General features: G+C 56.9%; 20 protein-coding genes. 5 read left to right on the top strand and 15 right to left on the bottom strand.

Going from position 1 to position 22,474, the window contains the following annotated elements:
* Nucleotides 1-23: 23 nt before the first annotated feature.
* Both JXO48_06520 and JXO48_06515 read right to left on the bottom strand, forming a co-directional pair.
* Nucleotides 24-413 (bottom strand): prepilin-type N-terminal cleavage/methylation domain-containing protein, encoded by a 390-nt coding sequence (locus JXO48_06520; protein ID MBN2283527.1) that lies wholly within the window; start codon nt 411-413, stop codon nt 24-26.
* A 37-nt stretch (nt 414-450) separates the two neighbouring features.
* Complete coding sequence (locus tag JXO48_06515) at nt 451-1,404, bottom strand: peptidylprolyl isomerase (GenBank protein MBN2283526.1); 954 nt, start codon at nt 1,402-1,404, stop codon at nt 451-453.
* A gap of 315 nt (nt 1,405-1,719) precedes the next feature.
* Here JXO48_06515 and JXO48_06510 point away from each other — a divergent pair, with 315 nt between their 5' ends.
* The gene (locus tag JXO48_06510) at nt 1,720-3,207 is read left to right on the top strand and encodes a HEAT repeat domain-containing protein (protein MBN2283525.1); all 1,488 of its coding nucleotides are present in this window, start codon (nt 1,720-1,722) and stop codon (nt 3,205-3,207) included.
* Complete coding sequence (locus tag JXO48_06505; protein ID MBN2283524.1) at nt 3,174-3,821, top strand: CPBP family intramembrane metalloprotease; 648 nt, start codon at nt 3,174-3,176, stop codon at nt 3,819-3,821. Before JXO48_06510 ends, JXO48_06505 begins: the two co-directional genes overlap by 34 nt.
* Before the next feature lie 252 nt (nt 3,822-4,073).
* Here the strand turns inward: JXO48_06505 and JXO48_06500 are convergent, their stop codons facing one another.
* Genes JXO48_06500 through gspF form a run of 3 tightly spaced genes read right to left on the bottom strand, consistent with a single transcriptional unit; the run spans nt 4,074 to nt 6,249 of the window.
* Nucleotides 4,074-4,652: a prepilin-type N-terminal cleavage/methylation domain-containing protein gene (locus JXO48_06500; protein ID MBN2283523.1), complete on the bottom strand. Its 579-nt coding sequence runs from the start codon at nt 4,650-4,652 to the stop codon at nt 4,074-4,076.
* Entirely contained in the window at nt 4,570-5,010 is a 441-nt protein-coding gene (gene gspG, locus JXO48_06495) for a type II secretion system major pseudopilin GspG (protein MBN2283522.1), read from the bottom strand. Before gspG ends, JXO48_06500 begins: the two co-directional genes overlap by 83 nt.
* Before the next feature lie 9 nt (nt 5,011-5,019).
* The gene (gene gspF, locus JXO48_06490) at nt 5,020-6,249 is read right to left on the bottom strand and encodes a type II secretion system inner membrane protein GspF (protein ID MBN2283521.1); all 1,230 of its coding nucleotides are present in this window, start codon (nt 6,247-6,249) and stop codon (nt 5,020-5,022) included.
* A gap of 362 nt (nt 6,250-6,611) precedes the next feature.
* Between gspF and JXO48_06485 the strand changes: the two genes are divergently transcribed.
* Complete coding sequence (locus JXO48_06485; protein MBN2283520.1) at nt 6,612-7,454, top strand: patatin-like phospholipase family protein; 843 nt, start codon at nt 6,612-6,614, stop codon at nt 7,452-7,454.
* A gap of 268 nt (nt 7,455-7,722) precedes the next feature.
* Here the strand turns inward: JXO48_06485 and JXO48_06480 are convergent, their stop codons facing one another.
* The gene (locus JXO48_06480; protein MBN2283519.1) at nt 7,723-8,574 is read right to left on the bottom strand and encodes a formylglycine-generating enzyme family protein; all 852 of its coding nucleotides are present in this window, start codon (nt 8,572-8,574) and stop codon (nt 7,723-7,725) included.
* 373 nt (nt 8,575-8,947) lie between these two features.
* Between JXO48_06480 and JXO48_06475 the strand changes: the two genes are divergently transcribed.
* The gene (locus JXO48_06475) at nt 8,948-10,099 is read left to right on the top strand and encodes an acyl-CoA dehydrogenase family protein (protein MBN2283518.1); all 1,152 of its coding nucleotides are present in this window, start codon (nt 8,948-8,950) and stop codon (nt 10,097-10,099) included.
* A 147-nt stretch (nt 10,100-10,246) separates the two neighbouring features.
* On the opposite strand, the gene JXO48_06470 is transcribed toward JXO48_06475, so the two are convergent.
* The 8 genes from JXO48_06470 to JXO48_06435 all read right to left on the bottom strand — a co-directional run bounded on the left by JXO48_06470 (nt 10,247) and on the right by JXO48_06435 (nt 18,943).
* A complete protein-coding gene (locus tag JXO48_06470) occupies nt 10,247-11,086 on the bottom strand; it encodes a winged helix-turn-helix transcriptional regulator (GenBank protein ID MBN2283517.1) in 840 nt (279 codons plus the stop codon).
* Entirely contained in the window at nt 11,086-11,715 is a 630-nt protein-coding gene (locus JXO48_06465) for a hypothetical protein (protein ID MBN2283516.1), read from the bottom strand. Before JXO48_06465 ends, JXO48_06470 begins: the two co-directional genes overlap by 1 nt.
* A 12-nt stretch (nt 11,716-11,727) precedes the next feature.
* Entirely contained in the window at nt 11,728-13,059 is a 1,332-nt protein-coding gene (locus JXO48_06460; protein MBN2283515.1) for a deoxyribodipyrimidine photo-lyase, read from the bottom strand.
* 54 nt (nt 13,060-13,113) lie between these two features.
* The gene (locus tag JXO48_06455; GenBank protein MBN2283514.1) at nt 13,114-14,244 is read right to left on the bottom strand and encodes a DUF4185 domain-containing protein; all 1,131 of its coding nucleotides are present in this window, start codon (nt 14,242-14,244) and stop codon (nt 13,114-13,116) included.
* On the bottom strand, nt 14,241-16,022 hold the full coding sequence (locus tag JXO48_06450) for an aldehyde ferredoxin oxidoreductase family protein (GenBank protein MBN2283513.1): 1,782 nt from the start codon (nt 16,020-16,022) through the stop codon (nt 14,241-14,243). Before JXO48_06450 ends, JXO48_06455 begins: the two co-directional genes overlap by 4 nt.
* Nucleotides 16,009-16,428, bottom strand: a complete 420-nt coding sequence (locus JXO48_06445; protein ID MBN2283512.1) for a 4Fe-4S binding protein — start codon at nt 16,426-16,428, stop codon at nt 16,009-16,011. Before JXO48_06445 ends, JXO48_06450 begins: the two co-directional genes overlap by 14 nt.
* 212 nt (nt 16,429-16,640) lie before the next feature.
* Complete coding sequence (locus tag JXO48_06440) at nt 16,641-17,501, bottom strand: SDR family oxidoreductase (protein ID MBN2283511.1); 861 nt, start codon at nt 17,499-17,501, stop codon at nt 16,641-16,643.
* A gap of 8 nt (nt 17,502-17,509) precedes the next feature.
* Nucleotides 17,510-18,943 (bottom strand): CoA-binding protein, encoded by a 1,434-nt coding sequence (locus JXO48_06435; GenBank protein MBN2283510.1) that lies wholly within the window; start codon nt 18,941-18,943, stop codon nt 17,510-17,512.
* Between the two features lie 432 nt (nt 18,944-19,375).
* On the opposite strand from JXO48_06435, the gene JXO48_06430 reads away from it, so the two are divergent.
* On the top strand, nt 19,376-20,119 hold the full coding sequence (locus JXO48_06430) for a cytosolic protein (GenBank protein MBN2283509.1): 744 nt from the start codon (nt 19,376-19,378) through the stop codon (nt 20,117-20,119).
* A 244-nt stretch (nt 20,120-20,363) separates the two neighbouring features.
* Here the strand turns inward: JXO48_06430 and JXO48_06425 are convergent, their stop codons facing one another.
* Nucleotides 20,364-21,971, bottom strand: coding sequence for a PD40 domain-containing protein (locus tag JXO48_06425; GenBank protein MBN2283508.1), 1,608 nt, complete (start codon nt 21,969-21,971; stop codon nt 20,364-20,366).
* Nucleotides 21,972-22,474 lie beyond the last annotated feature (503 nt).

Here is a 22,474-nt window from a genome sequence, read left to right as displayed (position 1 = left end):
GCTCTCCGACGGCAGCAAAGGTCTCACTGGCCCGTGAACCGGTACATGGTCAACTGATAAGTATTGTTTGAATTCATCATGGCGCCCGTCACCGTCACCTCTATCCGCTTTAGAAACTCAAATCCCGTCTCGGCAACGGTGACCTGCCAGGCATACTGGGGAAAGTCTTCTCCAAAATCACCGTCTTCGCTGACGATATCGGCAACCGGCATTGCCTCCGTTTCGGCCATCTTGCTCTGGGCGAGAAGGGGCGCTGTCGTGTAAAATCTCGATATGCCCGCCATGGAGATGCTCTGCGACTGGGACTGAAAAACAGCGACGAGGGCGATGGCCAGGACGGCCATCGCCAGCATTACTTCAAGCAGGGTAAACCCCCGCCGGAAATTGAAAGGGAATCGATGAAGGATTTTCATTTTCCCCTCTGAAACACTCCAAAGGCCCCTTCGAACCTCAGTCCGTCTTGATCTTGAACTTCTTTTTCAATTCTTTTCCGCCTGATTTTGACGCTCCCATCGATGCGGGCGCGAGGAATTCGACGGCATATTTTTTCATGAGGTGACCCTTTTCCTGCTCCATCATGGAATGCTTTTTCAGTGTTTCAAGGGTGGACCGTATCTTCTTTTCCGCCTCCTGAAGGGAAAGTTCGCGCTCAGGCTGTTTTTCTTCAACCGCTATGATATGGAACCCATCTTCCGTTTTTACAGGGTCACTGACCGTTCCTTCCTTCAGGGACCAGGCCACGTTCCAGAGCTCGGAGGGAATATTGTTCTTCGTCACATATCCCATGGCGCCCCCCCGTGACCTCGACCGCTCGTCATCGGAATATTGCTTCGCCAGCGCTGTGAAATCCCCTCCCGCTTTCAGTTCTTCCACGATCTTCCGTGCTTTCTTCTCGCCGGCCGATATCTCTTCAGCGGAGACCTTGGGACCCGCTTTGATCAATATCTGGCGTGCCTTCACCAGGGCGGGCCGCAAGAACTCGGCCTTGTTCTTCTCATAATATTCCTCTATCTCTTTTTCGGTGATCTGCGGATCAACCAACCCTTTTTTCTGAACGTATTCCTGGGCAAGGACACTGTCCGCGGCATCTTCCATACGTACCTTGACATCCTTATCCTGGTCCAGTTTTTCCGCCCGCGCTTCAAGGGAGAATATCTTCAACTCCACCAGCTTTTCCAGCAACTGTCTTCTTCCGTTCTCTCCCTGATAGCGCTGTTTCACCCTGTCCGGGAACGAAGCGATACGCTGCTCGAGATCCGCTTCGGTTATGACCGAATCACCGATCTTTACGAGCGCATTCGGCTCCGCCTTATCGGCCGCCGACGCCGGTGCCGGCAGGAGCGCACAGAGCATGAAAACAACCGGAAAACAGAGAACGATACCCAAAATTCTTTTTCCTGACATTCATTCAACCTCCCTCGGTTTCTCGTAAACGTGATTCATACATCTTTCCGGGGCAATTTTCAAAGAATTTTAATAACTACTTGCATTCCCTCGCTGATTTTTGACTTTTTCCACAAAATCACCTCGCGTACCGTTATTTCTCTATTGCTTTTTCGCTTACCCGTGGTAATACCTCGAAAAATCGTTGTTTTCAGACGATCCGTTTCAGGTGCCAATGAGGGTCGTATGCTGACGGGCCGTTGCCCGGGTTTGGACAACAGGCCCAATGGTCGAATTTGTATTCCCCGGCTTCCGGACAGGATCGACGACTGTGCCATGAACAAATACCTTGCAACGGTGAAAATATTTCTCCTCGGTCTCGGTCTGAGCCAGGTTATCGCCACTTTTCAGTTGTATCTTTCGAACGTGAAGCTTCAGGAAAAGCTTACCATCCTCCGGGACCTCGGCTATTTCATAATCCCCACGGAACGGATCGCGGCTCACCTGAATGCCATCGGGCCCGCCTTCTGGGGCGGGTTCTTTTTCACGCTCACCCTCGGTACGGGACTGACCCTGCTGGGATACGCCGCGGGACGCATCCGCTCGCACTGCCTGCGTAATCGCCGGATATGCGACTGTATCACGGGCGCCCTCTGGCTGGCCGCCTCGGTGGCCGTCTACCTCGATGGATATTCCATCATCGCCACGTCCTATTTCGTTATCGTTCCGCCGGCGGTCTTTTTCGCCACCCTTCGCCTGGCTTCACAACAGCCATCGCTGAAACAGGAACTGATACCTCTTATTCCCCTGATATTGCTGGCGATGATCTGGCTCACGCTCCTGGACCGCTCCCTCTTTCTGAATATCCGGGACGGAATGCTCCTGTCGAATCCGGCGGGAATCGCGATCAACGATCTCTATTACGACTACACGCTGTACCCTGCGGAGGTTATCAAACCGCTTCAAAAGAAAACCCTGAAGACGGTTTCGCTGGAAAACGTTCCCGACGGCACCTTGAAGGATTCCATAGACGGGGCCCTGCGCCGCCATGACTATCTCGATATCGGCGGCGAGGAAGGCGCCGACCTTGTCATCACCGAAAAAACGGGGAAACTTCTATTTGAACACCGTGGGCGGCTGCTTCTTGAAACAGGCACCGATGAATTTCTCAAGGGCCCGGGCATTGTTCTGAAGGAGTTTTCATCCCTCAACGACCGGTACCGGCTCTTTCGCCGCTTCACCTTTTTCTCTCTGCTCGTCGGCCTTCCCATCCTTATCTACGGATTCGTCTTTGTCCTGGTCCGGTTCCCCCTGTCCTTTTTTCTGAGCGATGCAAAAGCATCCATAGTCGCAGCCGCCCTTTGCTTCATCCTGGGTGTCGTCGTTTTTTTTCCGGTGTACGGCGGAGTACGGACCACCCTTTCAAGCGCCACCCTGGCGCAGGCCCTGACATCGAACGACATCCACGAACGCATCGCCGCCTTGAAACGGATACAGTCGCGACGCCTCGACATAGGGACCTTCCCTTCCTATGAAAGATCGCTGACAAGCCCCTCTGTCCCCGAACGGTACTGGCTCGCCGTGGCCCTCGGGCTCAGCCACCGAAGGGAGACATATGCCGACCTGCTCAGGCTTCTCAACGACCCTCATCCCAACGTGGTCTGCAAGGCCCTGGAAGGGCTGGGCGTTCGGGACGGAAAAGGCGCGGTGGAAACGATAATCCATACGATCAAGTCCTCCGATCACTGGTACTGCCAGTGGTATGGATACAGAGCATTGCGGGACCTGGGATGGACACAAAAGGAATCGATGGAAAAACACTGATACTGTCGGTAATGGCGGTCATGGCCGTTGAAGCGGTGGTGCGGAGCGCACCATGCGGTGACTGGCGGCATCCTCTGTGTGTTCTCGGCCTGGCCCGCGCCATCGAAACCGCCCTGATCCTTTCCACTCTGATCTTCGGAGGATCGGGTCTCGGGGTGCTCAATCTGTCCGGGAACACCTTTTTCCGGGGCATCGGTCGCGGTATCATCTGGTCCGTCGGATTCGGCCTCGCCGCCGCCGCTCTTGCCGGTGTCCTTCATCTTCAGGGAGCATCTCTCACGGACCTCATCAGAACCACTCTTCCCCGGAAGACGGGAACACTCTTTCTCTTCATCGCGGTGGGAGGTTTTCTCGGCCCCCTGGTTGAGGAACTCTTCTTTCGGGGGATTATCTACGGGTTCTGTCGAAGATGGGGGACGGCGGCGGCCCTCATCATCAGCACCAGTCTCTTCGCCGCCGCCCACGCCCACGGCTCGTCGTTTCCCCTTACGCAGGTCATCGGCGGGGTCCTCTTCGCCGCCGCCTACGAGATCGAAAAGGACCTGACGGTCCCCATTACCATCCATGTCCTGGGGAACCTGGCTATCTTCGGGATGTCCTTTCTGTTTTCGTGAGGGGGGGGCCGGGGATTACGGAAGGATTAAGGATTACGGGTTACGGATTATTCGACGGGTACTTCGTTTGGACTTTTTTTGTAGTGCGCCGATTTATCGGCGTTTTTGCAGGATTACGGATTAATATTCTTTGCCCCTTTGCCCCTTTGTCGCTCTCTGAAAATCCCCCTCGATCCCCCTTTTCCAAAGGGGGAGGTGGTTTTCGTCACGCATTCACGCACTCAGATACTCAGGCACTCAGGCACTTTTTTTTCACTCATATGCCTCATCAAGTTCGATCAACTTGTCATACACCTTGATATCCTTGAGGAACGGGCTGAAGACGAGGGTGAAGCGCTCGTCGCCGCGGGCGATATGAATAACCGTGGGCTGGACGAATCCGCCCTTGAAGAAGATCACGGCCGTCTCACCGTTGATGACACGCTCCTTGCCGGGTCTCGAGACATCGGTAATGGTAACGCCCTGGGGAAGGAGATAGGCCCGTTTTCTCATTTCATACCGGGCCTCGGGGGTCATGTCTTCGCTGGTCACATATATGAGGCCTTCATGAAGGTCCAGGTTCAGCAGTTGGTTGACCTGGCTCCTGACGGCTTCGTTCCGCAGCTCCCGGGCGGTCCGGTTCAGATGATTAACGGTCGTTTTCAGATCATCACTGAGCAGGGTGTCTCCGATACGGGGGATGGCCACGATGAACATGAGCCCGATGAGAAAGATGACCACCGTCAGTTCAACGAGGGTAAACCCCCGGTTATTCAATCTCCCAGCTTGTAATATCGCGGTTCTTGTCCTCACCACCAAGCTCCCCGTCGGCACCGTAAGACATGATGTCATAATCACCGTGGCTTCCCGGAGAGAGGTACACATACTCATTGCCCCAGGGGTCTTTCGGAACGTTCCCCTTCTCCAGATAGCCTCCCTCACGCCAGTTCCGCGCGAGAGCTCCCACTTCCGGCGCCTCCACCAGGGCCCGCAATCCCTGTTCCGTTGTGGGATAATTCCCGTTGTCCAGCTTGTAGAGCTTGAGTGCCGTTTCAATGCTCTCTATCTGAATCCGGGCTTTCGCCTGCCGGGCTTCCTCAGGACGCCCCATGATACGGGGCACGATCAGTCCCGCCAGTATCCCCAGGATGACGATCACCACCATCAGTTCGATCAGGGTAAATCCCCTGTCGTCAAGTTTCTTTCTCATGATATTCTCCTATCGAACCAGTTGGTTCATCTCAAAAATCGGCAGCAGTATGGATACGACGATAAAAGCGACCATAAGGCCCATCACCAGGATCATGACGGGCTCAAGCAGCGATGTGATGACCATGATGTTCGATTCGACCTCCCGTTCATAACTGTCGGAAAGCCTGAAAAGCATCTCCTCCAGGTTTCCGGTCTGCTCCCCGACGGCGATCATCTGGACCGCCAGGGGGGGGATAAGGGAGCTTTTCGACAGGGTCGCCGCCAGCCCCTGGCCTTCCTCGACATCTTTTCCCGCGTCCTGTATCACATCGGCGATAAGCTCATTGCTCACCACGTTCTTTACGATGGCAAGGGCGTTCAGCAGGGGCACCCCGCTCTGGAGAAGCGTTCCCAGGGTCCTGCCGAAGCGTGCTATGGCCATTCTGTGTATGAGACCACCCACAAAGGGCGTTCTCAGCTTGATCCTGTCCCAGAGATATCGCCCCCGCGACGTTTTTGTAAAGAGGTGATGAAGTGAGAAGATCGCCGCGCACATGAAGAGCAGGATAAGCAGCCAGAAAGAGCGGAGAATCCCACTGACCGTTATCAGGAAGACGGTGATTCCCGGAAGGGTCTGGTTCATGTCACGGAATATCTCCGTGATCTGAGGCACGATGAAGGTGGTCAGGAAAAATACGACGAGGCTTCCAATGATGAACATGAAGATCGGGTAGGTCAGGGCCGCGCGTATCCTTCCCTGCAATGCCTGCCGGCTTTCGTTGAAATCGGCAAGGCGCTTCAGGACGACATTCAACGCCCCCGACGCCTCGCCGGCACGTACCATATTAACGAAAAAGGGGGAAAAAACACCGGGATAGTGGGAAATGCTCTGGGCCAGGCTGTTTCCCTCGTTGACCTCTTCCTTTACCTGGGCCAACGTTTTTTTCAACTGGGGGTTGACGGTCTGCGATATGAGCACCGTCAGCGAGGGAACGAGAGGGAGCCCCGCATCGAGGAGCGTTGCCAGCTGACGCGTCATAACGGACACTTCCCGCAGCCCCACCCGCCGGAACAGGTTCCCCGCCGACCGGGAAAGGGCCCCGCCGGGCCGCACCTTCGCCGAAGTTTCACGCAGTTCAACGGGATAGAGTGCCCGCTCCCTCAGTTTCTGCCGGGCAAGGGCGATGCTATCCGCATCGATGATCCCTTTGAGATTTTTACCCTTTGTATTCAGGGCATTATATTCATAAACAGGCATGTCGTGGATGCTTTCTCAGCTAAAAGAAACGTGTAGCGCTGGTTTGTAGCATAGAAAACCCCCTATTTCAACAGGAAGGAAGGGGGGCGGGTGGTCTTCGACGACAGGCCTATGCCGTCGCAACAAAATGTTTTTCTTGAACCTTTCTCGTTTTTCAGTTACTGTCGCCCATGGCCGAGGAAAGATGGAATGGCAGGATTAGAAGGATTACGGATCAGGTTTTTCACCTCCCTTTCGTAAAGGGAGATCGGGAGGGATTTATACAAAAGCAAATCTCCCCCAACCCTTCTTTGTCAAAGAGGGGGGCAAAAACGGGCATTCATGTTCCCGTAATCCATAATCCCAAGATACGAGTTAAAGATATGGAAAGGAACGCTCGATTCGACTCCATGGTCTTCGCCGGTGGCGGGAGCCGGTGCCTGTGGCAGGTAGGGTTCTGGTCCCGGGTGGACCCCCATCTGGGGCTTTCCACGGCACGGATAGCCGGCGTAAGCGCCGGGGCCGCCATGGCCTGCATGCTTCGCTCGGGCAGGATGAGTGCTTCCTTTGAACGTTTCAAGAAGGCAACGGCTGAAAACCGGCGCAATTTCTACCCCCTGAATCTTTTCAACGAACGCCCCCTCTTTCCCCACCTTGCCATGTACCGCGAGAGCGTCCTGTCCGCCATCGACGAAGCCGCCCTGGAACGTATCCGGAACGGTCCCGATATCCTGGTCCTGATGACCAGACCGCCCCGCTGGTCAGGGGTACGGATGGCCATGCTCATCGGCATGCTCTGTTATGCCGTCGAAAAAAAGCTCTTTGCGCCGGTTCATCCGACCTTCGCTTCCCGTGCGGGGTTCCGCTCTGAGGTCGTTTCCGTCAGGGAATGCGCGACACCCGACGACCTCGCCGACCTCCTGCTGCAATCATCCTGCACGCCGCCCTTCACGCCGGTCATGTACAGAAATGGCGGCCCGGTCCTCGACGGCGGGCTGATCGATAACGTGCCGGTGCGAATTCTTGGAAAAGGAAGCGGCAACACCCTGGTCCTTCTGACGCGGTCGTACCGGGAAGACAGGATCCCCCGCATTCCGGGAAGGACATATGTTCAGCCCTCCCGGCCGATCACCGTGTATAAATGGGATTACACGAATCCCCAAGGTCTCCAGGACGCCTTCGACCTGGGCTGCGAGGACGGCGAGCGCTTTCTTAGGTATTCGTGAATCGGGATTATGGATTACGGATTATGGATTAGGTTTTTCACCTCCCTTTCGTAAAGGGAGGCCGGGAGGGATTTATACAAAAGCAAATCTCCCCAACCCCTCTTTATCAAAGAGGGGGGCAAAAACGGGCATTCATGTTCCCTTGTATTTTGCACTCTTCCACTCTGTCGCTCTGCCCCTTTGTCGCTCTCTGAAAATCCCCCTCAATCCCCCTTTTTCAAAGGGGGACTTCCATACTACCAGGCACTTAGGCACTTAGGCACTCAATTCAATAACTGCACGCCACCCGGAAGCCGATATAATTGGTGAACCCCGCGGGGGGGACCCCCATACGGCTCGCCGGACGTATCTGCCTACCCATGCTGTTCCAGGCACCTCCCTTGACGACCCTTTGTGTCCCATCATCGGCACCCTCAGGGTCTGACTGGACATCACCGGGATGGTCCCCGTACCAGTCTTCGCACCATTCCCACACATTCCCGCACATGTCATACAGCCCCCAGGGATTGGGCTCATAGCTTCCACAGGGGATAGAGGTGTTTCTATAGTCCCCGGCGGGGCAGCCTTCAAGGGGGTACAGACCGTTGAAGTTCGCCTGTCCCGTGTCGATACAGGGACCGGTATAGAAGGTTTTGCGGACCCGTGCCCTGCATGCATATTCCCACTCGGCTTCCGTGGGAAGGCGGTACCGCCCTGTATCTTCCATTTCATTGAGTTTTTCTATGAACAGGATCGTATCATTCCATGATACCTGCTCCACGGGGCATTCATCCCCGCATCTCTTGAAGTAAGAAGGATTCCGACCCATGACGGCCTTCCACTGCCCCTGGGTCACCTCGGTCGTCTGCAGGTAAAAGGGTCTGGTAAGCCGCACCGTATGAGATGTCTCCGCCGCCGTTCTGCCGGGCTCCTTCAAAGAGCTCCCCATGGTGAACGTACCGGCTTTAATGAGAGTGAAGCTCATTCCAACACTGTTGATAAAGGAAGTCTGGGACATGTCCGGCAGGGGTGCCTTATGGAACAGGCCGCAGCCGGAGATGACGGTCAATGCTGAAAGAATAAAGACCCACATACCTATAGAAGTAACTGGTAGAGCAGCCCTGTTCTTCCCATGCTGCATGGCTTAACCTCCTTTTTTCGGAAACACTGTTCATCGACCGCCGTCAAAGGCCGATAGCGGCAGGCCCTTCTATCAAAACAGGGTGTTTTCGGCGTGTGATTCCCGACGCCCCTCATGATCCATGAAGGATTTGTAACTGATACCACCGGTCATGTCAATAGGGTTATCAGTAACCTTGATCTCAGAGGCAGAACACCTAATGCCCGAAGGTTTCGCCGACCCATCTCATTTTTTTGACCCGCCGGTCAATTTCTCTCTTGAATGAAACGGTCTTTTATCGTATCAGAGGGTACCGTTTAAAGCTCCGATATATGATTTTTGGTTCTGAAATTCTGTTTTTCGTACATCCGGTATCTGTTCAAGGAGGGATCTCATGTCGTTACTGGAAAGCTGCTACACACAGGAACACTCGATATTCAGGGAATCAATACGACGGTTCTTCGACAAGGAAGTGACCCCCTACGTTGAGGAATGGGAAAAGGCGGGCATCGTTCCCCGCGAGTTATGGACGAAATTCGGCGCACAGGGGTTTCTCTGTCCCTGGCTTCCCGAGGAATACGGTGGTGTCGGGGCCGATTTTCTCTATTCGCTCATCGCGGTAGAGGAAGCCGCGAGCACACACTGCGGGGGGTTCGTCTTTCCCCTGCACTCGGACATCATCGTGCCCTATATTTCCGCTTACGGAAATGAGGAACAGAAGAATCGCTGGCTCCCCGGCTGCGTGACGGGTGAATACATCACCGCCGTCGCCATGACCGAACCGGGGACCGGGTCCGACCTCGCGGCCATCCGGACAACGGCGGTCAAGAACGGGAACAACTATATCCTGAACGGCCAGAAGACGTTCATATCGAACGGCATCCTGAGCAACCTCGTCATCGTGGCGGCAAAGACGGATCCGAATCCCGAGTCACCCTATGCGGGATTGTCGCTCATCGTCGTCGAGGGGGGTACGCCGGGATTCGAACGGGGCAGGAACCTCGAGAAGGTCGGCCTCCATTCCCAGGATACGGCCGAGATGTCCTTCGTTGATTGCGTCGTCCCCGCCGAGAACCTGCTGGGACAGGAGGGACGGGGATTCTACTATCTCATGGAAAAGCTCCAGCAGGAGCGTATCGTTTCGGCCATGATGAGCCAGGTCTTCGCCGAGGAAGCGCTTCGCCTCACCATTGAATACACGAAAAGCCGCGAGGCCTTCGGCCGTCCCATCAGCCGGTTCCAGTACATCTCCTTCGAACTGGCCAAAATGGCCACGGACGTGGAACTGGGTCGAACCTTCATGGAAAGCCTCATTCTGGACCACATGGCGGGCAAGGAACTGGTCAAGAAGGCTTCCATGGCGAAATATTGGATTGCGGAAATGCTTAATGAAGTGGTAGGAAAGTGCGTGCAGTTTCACGGCGGCTACGGGTACATGGAGGAATATCCCATCGCCCGCCTCTTCAGGGACGCCCGGGTTCAGACCATTTACGCGGGCACATCGGAGATAATGCTCTTGATCATATCCCGGTACCTGGGATTGTAAGAAACAACGATGCCGGACGGCCCCGGCCGCCCGTCGCATTGACAGACAGGTTCTTGACCGGTTGGTGCAGCGATCCACAGTGTACGCTCACACGTACCCTCCTCTCCCCCCCCTCGTTGTATCCCCGGTCGAGAACCTCTTTTTTTTTCAGGCTATCTCGAAATGCCCTTTCTTCCCGCGGATCAGGCCTTCCCGTTCAAGTTCCTCCAGACACTGTAGAACTCGTGATGCATCAAAGGGCAGCAACCGGATAAGCGATCCCTGCGTTATCCCGCCATGCTCCAGCAATACCCGGAGCACGGCCCCTCTGACCTGGCGGTTGGAGCCCTCAAAGGGCGCCTGCCTGTGGTGATGGGCGCTTCGCCTGGCGGGATTGCCGTATTCCTTCTTGAGGTAGACCCCGTAATCCATGAGGGCGTTGTACCATCCGCGGGGATCCCTCCGGTCGAGCGTCTTGGCGACCAGTGGCAGGAGCCGTGCATCGCTGACGGGATGTTCATCTCCGAAGAAATGGTGAATATAGACGGCCCGAATGTTGGTCTCCACGAAAACGACAGGTTGATTAAAGGCAAAGGCGCAGACGGCGCTCGCTGTCGCCTCCCCGATACCCGGGAGTTTTTTCAGCTTCTCCGGCGATGAAGGGACGGTCCCGTTGAAATCGGACAGGATCATTTCGGCCGCTTTTTTCAGGTAGGCTGCCCGGCGATTGTAGCCGAGCCCCTGCCAGGCCGCCAAGACCTCGTGGAGCGGCGCCGCGGCAAGGGACCGGATATCGGGAAACTCGGCAAGAAAGGCTTCGTATTTTTCCAGGACCCGCGGGACCTGCGTCTGTTGAAGCATGATCTCGGAAACGAGTATACGGTAAGGGTCCCGGGTCTCCCTCCAGGGCAGTTTTCTTCCCCGGTCGCGGAAAAACCCGCGCACGGTCCTTCTGAACGCATCCTTCTCGCTCTCGCTCAGGACCCTGTCTTCACAATGAGGCGGCATTACTCGTTCTTATCGTCCTCCATGACGGGGACATCCGCGCTGCCTTCCTCCATGAACATGCGGGGTTCCACCGCCCGCTGCAGGTCTTCCCAGAACCGGTTTCGTTTCGGCGAGCCCACGGGTTCGAGGGTGGGAAACTCGAGAAAGGGAACCATCACACTGTCCTGCGCGAGCTCTTCCGACAGTATCTCGGCCATGATGCCCATGAGAACGGGATCATCCGGGTCGGGGTTATCGGCGGGGACGGGTGATTCCGTCTGGTAGCGGTTCACCTTGTGCTTTCCCCAGTGTATGCCGCAGGTCGGGCTGTTCTCCAAGCCGACGAAACAGGTTAAACGGTACTTGTTCCTGATGAACTCCCGCACCATAAGCATGGGGACTCGCAGCAGTTCCTTGCAATGGTTGCGAAAGAAAATATTGTCATACTGCTGCCGGCCCTGGGGGTTCCTCATGAGCCCCATGGCGGTCGTTTCCGGACAGGGATACTGGATGACCCCGACCCGGTTGCGCATCAGGTAGTCCATCAGCTCGTGCGACAGGGGGAAGTTCTGTCCCAGGATATGGACCCGGCAGTATGGATTTACCAGGCACTGGGCCATCAATATTATTTTTCTGTCCTTCTTTGACATGATACACCTCCCCTACAAGCGGTTTACCTTCTCTATATAGGCATCGACGTTGAATTTCGATCTGCAGCCCCGGTAACTCATGTACCGGATCGTGCCGAAAACGGGGCGTCGCGACCAGGGCCGGTCATGAACGCCGCCGATCGCCCAGGCACAACCCGCGTACCCGTTCGGGTCCCGGCCGTCGATTTCATAGCGGTCATTCAGAGACAGGGCGATATCGAGGGCTTCTCCGGCGGAAGGAGTCCACTCCAGTATTTTTTTCGCCCAGTACATCCTCAGATACCCGTGCATCTTCCCCATTTTCACCATTTCCATCTGCGCCGCGTTCCAGAGCCTGTCGTGGGTAGCGGCGTTCTCGAACTCTTCCGCAGAATACAGGTACTCCCGCTCATCGGCGGCGTGCTCGTCCAGGGTTTTTCGCGCCCACGCGGGAAATCCCTTCACGGAATCATAGTCTCCGCAATAATAACAGAAATTGTCCGACAGTTCCCGGCGGACGATCAATTCCTCGAGAAAGGCGGCTGCATCCTCACCGCCGGTTGGGGAGTTCCTGACCTCGATCACCGCCCGCTGGGCCGAGAGGTGGCCGAAATGAAAATAGTGGGACAGTCCCGACTGACCCGGTTGAGTGGGGTCGTTCCGCAGTGTGTCATAACCTGACAGTCCCCGTTCGATGAACCGGCGGAGCGCCTGGTGGGCCGCTTTACCGCCGGGTATGGGTACTTCGACCGAAGCCACGTCGGGAACAGTTCCACTCGGGGCGCCGAGCAGGTCCCAGTCAATGCGCGGCGCGGGCCCTTTCCATGGGTGGGGATGCTTTTTGATCACCGGGAAGTCCTCGAGAAATTCCTCCAGCCTCCCCAGAACCCGCGGCCTGAAGGTCCGGGCGGCATATTCCTGCTTCTGCGAAGCCACCCGGCAGGGCACGATATTATGGGCATCGACCTCGTGAAAGGGAATGGCAATGTCACGGGAAACACCGGCCTTCCAGCGCCGCTTTATCTTGAGTGGGTCGAAATCGGTGACCAGGAGCCCCGCCCGGACCCGCTTAACGAAGGTGGAAACTTCCTTCTCCGGCGGCCCCTGCAGCATGAAAAAAGGGATATTCTTCCGCTCCAGGTCGGCGGCGACCTCGCGAAGCCCCCGGAGCATGAAATCATAATGCCGGGGACCGGCGCCGAGAAAGTCCGTTACCAGGCAGAAAACGACCGCCAGGGGCCGTCCCCTCTTCAGGGCTTCCTCCCCGGCGTGGATAAGGGCCCAGTTGTCCGCAACCCGCTGGTCCCTGCTCATCCAGTAGACGACGGGGCCTTCCCCGGGAGGTCTTTTCCCGATGACCTCTATCCGCTCCGGTTTTACACGGTTCTCTCTTCTGGACACTGCCGACTGCGCCCTTTCTCACTTGGTTCCGGAACAGAGGGCGAGGAACACCTTCACGAAACGGGGGAAATAGATCCCCCTGTCGCTCAGGAGCCGCTCCCGATCCATGGTGTTGACGTTGTACGTGATGACGAGATCAGCTCCGGCCAGCGACGGGTGGGCCTTGCCCGCGTAAACGAACAGCCCCTTCTCCCGCGACTCAGGGACTTCATAGACCCTTTCGGGTGAGGACCATGGACCGGTTATGTTCCTAGCCCCACGGAGCATGATGGCCGGATCGATGAAGGTCCCGGTCTGGATGTGCAGGTACTTGCCGAGGCTCTCGTTGTAATGAAGGGTGAATTCCATCTGGCCTTCGGTAAACAGGGGAGACGGAACTCCCGAAAGCCGGTCCACCGGCACCCATCGCCCCGATTCACCTGACCACCAGCAAGGCCGGGACAGGTCCGCCCGTCCCGCGTCCTTCAAAGACCATCGAAGGACATATATGTTCCTTCGCTCAGGGTCCGCGCCGACGGCATAGAGATGCTCATCGCGAACAAAGGCGCTCCCGGAACCAACGATGATCCCGAAATCCTTTCCGGGCAGTTGACTGATCCGCTCCAACCGCCAGCAGGGCGGTTCGTCATCGGGGTTATCCACCGTCACGGCTTTCCAGCCCGCGGCGTCGAATCCCAGTTCGTTCTGTGCCTCTTCGATCTCCATGAGAAATATCAGGAGACCTGTCTCAAGTCGCACTCCCGCTCCGGGCCAGTACCAGCGGTCGCCGTTTCCCGGGAAAAACGGCAGGGGGCACCCGTCATCGTCCCGCCAGAAAAAGGATACCGTTGCCCCCGCGGGATCGCGCCCCTTCTGAACGGCGATGCTGTTCCGAATGATCGAAGCCGCACGGCGGTCACCCGTTCCGGCGGGATCTATGAAGCTGTCACCGAAAAGCCAGAGTATCCGTTCCGCTCCCAGAGCGACCGTGGAAGCACCGTCGCCGCCGAGCCAGAATCCGTCACGACGGAACAGTTGTTCCGCTTCGGGCCAGGGTTCCGCGAGCAGTTCGGGGAGACCGTCGACGGCCCGCACAGGCCCGACGTCGAGGACTATCACGATTATGATAACCGCGCACAGGATAAATATCGCGGCGCGGCGCACTCTCATGAAGCCCCCGACTCAAAGATCCCCTGGCCGGTGAGGATCTCCTTCACATGGGCGATGGCCTTCCTCATATATTCTTCGCTCATCTGCGGCACGGGCGTTTTCGTTTCCAGGATCCGCCCCGGCAGGCGAAGGTTGTCCAGTGAAAAGCCTTCCCGCACCTTGAACCGGTATTTGGCGGCGAATATTTCCCGGCCGATGCGGTCAAGGTCTTCCTTTTCAAGGGGGAACCCCGCCACCGCCAGCAATTGGGCCGTCAGCTCGGGTGTGTAGATGCCCCGGGCGAAGAAGCAGACCACGAGGCTCGAAAGGATCTGGCGCCACCATTCTTCTTCCAGCAGCATCTCCGCCAGTTTCTCCGGGCTTGTTTCCGTTTTGGAGAGGGTCTTCTGATCGGCGCTGTACCCGGCGTTGTCAAGATGGCTGTGGCGCGCGCCGATCAGCGTGCCCACATGCGCGCCCGGTCCCGTGTGATAGCCGGGCATCTCGTTCCCCGCGAAGGAAAGGGCGAACTCCAGTCCCCCGTAAATGGTCGCCGCGTGTTCCACCCCCCGCGCGAGGGCACGATAGAAATCATTGGGCTGTTCGATGATGTAGCGGACGGCCTTCGCGTACTCACCGACATTTCCCCACTCGAGGGCCGCGTCGAGAAGCTCCGTATCGGAGATCAATCCCTTTTCCCTGGCCTCCGTGGCCCAGGCCAGCACGACGCCGGCGCTCATGGCATCGATGCCCAAGGCCTCCACGCGGTCCATCAGCTTCAGGTAATCCTCGGGGTTCGAAACGCCCAGCATGGTGCCCAGCGAATAGAGGGGCTCATAATCATAGGAGATCATGGTTGTCCGGTAGAAAAAGGCCTCGTCTTCGTAAGGCTCTCTGAGAGCGGCGATATGGATACAGCCGACGGGACAGTGACTGCACGCCAGGCGCCTTCCCAGGTATTTCTTTGCCAGGGCCTCTCCGGAAATGTTTTCCGACGATTCGAAGCGGGCCTCCTTGAGATTTCTTGTGGGGAGCCCGCCGTAGTTGTTCAGGGGAATAATATTCTCCGCCGTCCCCAGGTCATGGTACTTTTTCATCACTTCGGAACTGACGGCCGTTTTATACACATTGTTGTAAAGTTTCCGGTACAGTTTGACATCCGCGAGCGGCAGAGACGATTTGCCGGAAACGGCGACGGCCTTCAGCTTCTTGCTGCCGAAAACGGCGCCAAGGCCCAGCCTGCCAAAATGCCGGTACGTTTCGGTGGTGACACAGGAATATGATACCAGGTTCTCTCCTGCCTTGCCGATACGCATGATGGTCCTGAGCCCCGCACCGGTTTCATTCTCCCTGATGACCCTTCCCGTGGAAAAGCATCCCATGCCCCACAGTGTCGATGCCTCACGGAAGCGGACCTGGTTTCCGTCTATGGAGAGATAGATGGGTATATCGCTGGCACCCTTTATGACGATGGCGCCGTATCCCGCCATGCGTATCGCCACGGCACTCCTGCCGCCGCAGTGGCTTTCGCCCAGGTTGCCCGTGTGAGGTGATTTGAACATGGCAACCGTCTTCGACGCCAGGGGGAAGAGGGCCGTCAGGGGACCCACGGCGAAGATGATAGGATTATCCGGGGACAGGGGATCACACCCCTCGGGACACTCCTCATGAAGGAGCTGCGCCGCGACGCCCGCCCCGCCCAGGTGTCGCTCGAAGAGTCCCTTTCTTCGCTTCCTCTCAAAGGTCCTTTTTGTCAGATCGATATAAAGGACGTTGGCCAGGGGATCATTTTTGAGCATACTCGATCTCCTTTTTCTTCTCCAGGCCCAGTACGCCGTGGGGGCAGAAGTTGACGCAGAAACCACAGTGTATGCAGATCATCGGCTTGTTTATCTCATCGTTCCAGAACACGGCCCCGATGATACAGGCATCCTGGCAGCGCCGGCAGCCGATACACTTTTCCATATCGATATTGACGCCGCCGCCCTCTCTCGGTGTGAGGGCGTCGGTGGGGCAGACCTTGGCGCAGGGAGGGTCCTCGCAGGCCCGGCAGACAATGACGGTAAATCCCCGCTCCATACCGCCGATGGAACGGACACCGATACAGGACTTGACGAGTCCCGCTTCGTTCTGCCTCCGCGAGCAGGCAAACATGCAGTTCTGGCAGCCGATACATTTTTCCGTTTCCAGTACGGCCAGTCTCATGATGCTATTCCTTTCCCGTGTTTTTCAGTCCTTCCTGTCCTGCGTGAAAGGGGAAACAAGCACCGGGGGTACGGAACACTGACGGATGTGAGATCGTTTATCTCCATGGAGATCGCACATATCATGACAATGAGAGTTTCATCTCAATCCCCCGATTGTCATGACACGCAATATGAGAAAGTATTATAAAGGCTTTCCCGGAAAAGACAAAGTCATTTTTCAGATGGCGTCCCTGACCGGTCTTTCCGGCCTTCGTCGCGGGATACCGAGCGGACGGCGCGATCCATGACGGAGTCGACGATCGCCGGGAAAAAACGACGGGCATAATACAGCAGCTTCCCCTCGAGGCCCGGTATTATGATGAATGTCCCCTTCTCCATTCCCCTGATCATGACACGGGCTACCTCTTCAGGCGTCATAACGCCGGCATTCCCCGCTATGGCACGTGTTTCCGGCGGTTTTGTCCTGTTTTCCTCTGCCAGCATGGGCGTATCGGTATCGGGAGGGCAGAGGACGGAAACGGTGATGTGATGGCGCTTCACTTCGCTCCGCAGCGACTCTGAAAAACCGATAACGGCGAACTTCGCCGCACAGTAAGCCGTATAGCCGAAAATGCCGACCAGCCCCGCGAGTGACGATATGTTGACGATATTTCCGCCCCGAACCTTCATGGCAGGAAGCAGGGCATGGATCGTATTTCTGGTCCCATGCAGATTGGTTCGGATCGTCTCGTCGAACTTTTCCGCCGTTATGTTCTCGAAATAATCGGGATAACTGAACCCGGCGCTGTTTATCAGTATCCGGGGGGCACCGAAATCATCCACGGCATGGATCATCGTCCGGAGGACATCATCATCCCGGGTTACGTCAAGCTGCCGCCAGGCACAGGTTTGAGCCAGTGACGGGGAACATTCCCGGATCGCCGCCGCCGCGGTTTCGAGCCTCGCTTCGCCCCGGGCGAAGATCACGACGGGGGCTCCCCGCGACGCGAGCAGCTTCGCCGCCGCGAGGCCGATACCGCTCGATCCTCCCGTTATGAAGACGGTGCGATCCGAGTAATTGACTTCAGCCATAAACGCTCCTACCGGCGGCACCCCACTTCCCACCACCGGTGCATGAGCAGAAGAAGGCGCGCCGTATCGTCCAGGCGATTGAATATCCTGATGCCTTCATGGTTCAGGTCATGGATGACCTGGCTCTCCCAGGGGGCGTAATGGCTCCCGATGAGAACGGGGAAGCCGGTCTCCTCCTGAAGGGCCGCATAGCCCCGGATGACCGATTTCTCAATTTCCGCGTACATTCTCATCGATTCCGGTGTTTCTTCCGTCACCATCCCGGGCCGCCCGAAACCGTGGAGGATCATGGCGTCCACTTCGCCGGAGTTCAGGATCACGCGGCCTAGCTCCACCAGATTTTCAACGGAGAATATGAAGCCCGCCGCGCCGATATCGACGGGATTCTTCGTCGACGCCCTGGGCGGCATACCGAGTGACCGCAACAAGTCCTGTAAAGAACCGCTCAGCTCGGGTACGAAGAGTCCCGTTTCCTCAAGGGTATCGGAAAGGGCAACACCCCAGGAACCCCCGACGGTAACAACCGCGACCCGTCTGCCTTTCATGGGCGGCCGTTCAATGAGAGCGTGCCCCAGCGGGACCAGAAGTTCCATCGCCGGCGAAAGAATGATGCCCGCCTGGTGGAAAAAGCCTTCGTAGATCTCCGCCTTTCCGGCCAGTGCTCCCGTATGGCTCCGGGCGGCCCGGGCACTCGCCGGCGTCCGGCCCGCCTTGTATACCACGATGGGTTTTTTCTTCGTGACGGTCCGGGCCACCTCGAAAAACCGTTTCCCGTCACGGATGGTCTCCAGGTACATGAGAATGCCCTTCACCGCCTCATTTCCGCCGAAGTGCTCGAGAAAATCGGTGACCGTCAGGTCGCATTCATTGCCCGTATGAACAAAGCTTCCCACCCCCATGTGCCGGAAACTCGCCGCGGCGATCAGGTCATAAAAGGCATATCCCCCCTGGCAGACCCCCGCCAGCGGCGTCGGGTAGAGGTGCTCGCTGGGAGACCCGGCGGCGATGAACTGCTCGTGAAGATTAAAGGTGCCGCTGATATTGGGCCCCAGAAGCCGCATCCCGAAAGAGCCGGCAAGCTCCGCGAGCTTCTCTTCCCGCGCTCTCCCCCCCGCGAGGGCCTCGCCGAACCCGGCGGTGATAATGGAAAGGCCCCGGACCCCCTTGCGCCCGCAGGAAGTGATTATTTCCTCGATGGATCTCTCCGAAACGGCACAGACGGCGAGATCGATGTTCCCTTCAATGTCCTCTATGCGGCCGACCGCGGGAATGCCGAATACCTGCTCCGCCTGCGGATTGACGGGGTACAGTTTGCCGGGATAACGCCCGCTCAGCAGGCTGCCGGTAATAAAGGACCCCCATGAACCGGGCCGCTCGCTGGCCCCGATAACCGCTACCGATGCTGGATTGAGAAAGACCTCAAGCGTGGCGTTCGTTTCCATATCCCTCCTCAATGATACCTATGGATGAATTCGAAGAAACGTTACATGAGGCACCGGGATAAGTCAACAATTGCGATGAAAAGCACAGTGCCTGAGTACATGAGTTCCTGGTAATACGGAAGTCCCCCTTTGCAAAGGGGGATTGAGGGGGATTTTCAGAGAGCGACACAGTGCTCAATACATGGAACATGAGTGAAATGTAGTTGCCCGATTCATCGGGTGCTTTTTTTAAAAACGCCGATAAATCGGCACACTACATACATAGGCCAAACAACGTACCCGCCGAATAATTCCCGATTCCCGAATCCCGATTTTACGCATTCAGGCACTTAGGAACTCATCAGGCACACAGGCACTTGCACTGTCCTCCTGCACCGATGTGTGATATAGTCCGTGGCGCATGTTCCGAACACGACGAAAAGGAGTTACCTCATGACAGGGAATATCGAACAGCCGGAAGATCTCGGCCGGGAGGAACTGGCCCGGTACGTTCTCGATATGTTTCATCGGACCATTGTCCATTATACGCTCTGGTTCATGGAAGTGGAGCACCAGATGGGGATGAAGAAGGCCCTGGAGATCATGAAAACGGCCCGCGACCAGTCCTATGGCGTCCAGATGAACCGCCTGGCGAAGGTGTTCGGTTTCGAGATGGTGGACGGGGTCCCGAAGGCGCTCCTTGATATGCCCCGTGAGAAGCTTCTGGACCTGACGAACAATCTCGGCATCAACTGGATCGCCAATGACGGTGTCTGGTTCCAGGCCGTCGAGAAGGCCCACGGCATGAACGATGCCAAGCGGTGCAACGATTCCTGCTGGACCCGTTTTTCTCCCTTTGAAGCATGGTCCATCAGGGAACTCCTCGGACTTCCCGACGCCGCCGGTCTTGAAGGGTTGAAGAAGGCGCTCCGGTTCCGCATGTACGCGCGGATCAATGTCCAGTCCATCATTGACGATGGTCCGAAGAGCATCATTTTCCAGATGAACGACTGCCGGGTCCAGTCGGCGCGGAAACGCCGCGGCCTCGAGGATTACCCCTGCAAGTCGGCCGGGCTGGTGGAATATTCCTGTTTCGCCGAGGCGATCGATCCCCGGATCCGAACGGAATGCCTGGGCTGCCCGCCCGATCCACACCCCGATGAGTGGTTCTGTGCCTGGCGGTTCACGCTGCCCTGAAACGATCCGAATTTCATGGCGTCTCTGAACGGAACGTGCCTGGGTGCCTGATAATACGTAAGTCCCCCTTTGCAAAGGGGGATTGAGGGGGATTTTCAGGAAGCGACAAAGGAGCAAAGCAACAAAGTGTCAAATACATCGAACGTAAGTGAACTGTAGTCTGCCGATTTATCGGCGTTTTTAAAGGATTACGGATTATTGTCCTTTGTCACTTTGTCGCTCTGTCGCTTTGTCACTTCCCGATTCACGAATCCCGAAACCCGATATGCCTGATGGCGTCCGGTGCCACGTTGCCGAATTCGGGGACCAGGTTGGTGAGGTTTCTGCCGTTCAGGCGGCTCAGGAGCACAGGGACGCTGTCCCGCCCCTCGTCGTCGATGTGGCAGAGGTAGAATACCGTGAAGGGCCCCTGGTCCTTCGACGAAAACACGAGCCATCGGCCGTTGGGCGACCAGCTGTGCCAGGAGTTCATTGTCCCCCGGTTGGCCCCGAGTTCCCTCGCTGTTCCCCCGCCGGCGGGCACGATCCACAACCGGCTGTCCGGCGCAAGGGCCAGTCCGTTGGCACCTTTGCAGAAGACGATCCATTTCCCATCGGGGGAGTGCCGGGGAAAGTAATTGCTCATGCCGTTGCCGCTCGCCCCGGCAAGGGGTTCCGGGTCCCCTCCCCTGCCGTCGTTGAAGGGTATCCGGTAGAGGTCATAGGTGATCCGGTAGGTCGCGTTCAGCTCGGCGAGCGATATTTCGGGATCGACGTTCCTGAGGACCTTGCTGTCGACGATCGCCACCAGGTCCGTATCAACGGGAGAGCGACAATACACGACATACCGCCCGTCCGGGCTCCAGTCGGGACAGGTCTGGACGTACGACGGATCGGCGGCACCGGGCAACAGGTGAAAGGTCCCGTCGGACCGCGAATACCAGGCGATGGAACCGGCGGCAAGAAAGAAGAACTGCGAAAAGGCCGTTTCATTTCTCAGAACGAAGAATGATTTTTCCCTGACCGTGGCAGCTACATATCTTCCGTCGGGCGACACCTTCGGGAAAAATCCGAAGGTGGGGGAACCGGTGATCTCCTGCGTCGCCGTGCCCCAGCTGATGACCCGTCCGGGCGTCACTGCCATGTTCTCCGCTACGTCCGCCAGGAAATAGCCCCCCTTGTCGCCCCGGTAATCCACGTCAAGGCCGAGGACCGTACCGTTTTTTGAAAAGGAATGGCAATTGCCGCAGACGGGCATTCCTTCCAGGACCACGGGCGGTTTTGTGTACGAGGAAAGGTCGGCCAGGCACCAGCGGAATTCTTCCGGATGTGCTTGGGCGTAAGCGAATGGAAGAGGCATCTGAAGGTACATGAGCGGGGCACCCGCGGGGTCCTCCGATGTGGCGATCAAAATGGAACCTCTGCCGGTGATAATGTATTCCCCCCGGGTATCGAGGCCGAAAACGGTAATGCGTGCGCCGCCGTTGCGTGAGCGCTCCTTGATGGTATCCCAGGCTTCCCGGTCGGGCGTCCAGACAGGTTTGTCGGCAACATAGGTAATGGTATCTTCCGATTTGTCAAAGGTAACATTCACCAGCCAGAGCAACGAGCCGGGATTTTCGTCCCGCCAGGTAATGTCGGGGGAAGCCATATCTCGCGGAAAGAGGGCCCCGTCGAGGGGATTGGTGATGTCGATGGGAGGATACCGCCGTGAGGGGTCTATTCCGTTGAGTATGCCCTCGATGACCTCCCGGTCCGCCCGGCTCATCTTTCCCCGGTTCACGTATCGGTCGTCCGGCGAATCGCTCGCGAGGGCGGCATACGCGCCCGCTGCGAAAAGAACGATACAGACTATCAGGAACGCTTTTTTCATGAAATTTTCTCGATCCTCATACATCAATGACCCCGTTTCAGGGGTTTGTCGTGTCTCTATATCACCGGTTTCAGGACGCGACAAGGGGGATTTCAAAGAGCGACAAAGGGGCAAAGCGACAAAGCGACACAGTGGCAAAGGACATTAATCCGTAATCCGTAATTCTTTAAAAACGCCGATAAATCGGCACACTACTGCCACCTTGATGTCATTGGAGAACGCCGAAGGCGGGCGCGACAATCTTATCGCATTACCCTGAGATTACTTCGTCATCCGCCACGGTGGATTCGTAATGACGTTGAGGTATCATAATCCGTGATCCGTAACTCGTAATCCGTAATCCCGGTTTGCCAATAAAAAAACTCCCCGCGGGACCATCCCGACGGGGAGTTTTTTCGTCTTCTCCGATGCCTGATGGCTATCCGGCGTATCCGTTCAGCATCGTCGTGATGGCATTGGTGGAGCCTTTCAGTGAGAAGGTATCCTCCACCGTTTGTGATTGC

It is taken from the genome of Deltaproteobacteria bacterium (assembly GCA_016933965.1).
Classification (GTDB): Bacteria; Desulfobacterota; Syntrophia; order Syntrophales; family UBA2210; genus JAFGTS01.
This window is presented reverse-complemented; position numbering and strand designations above follow the sequence as displayed.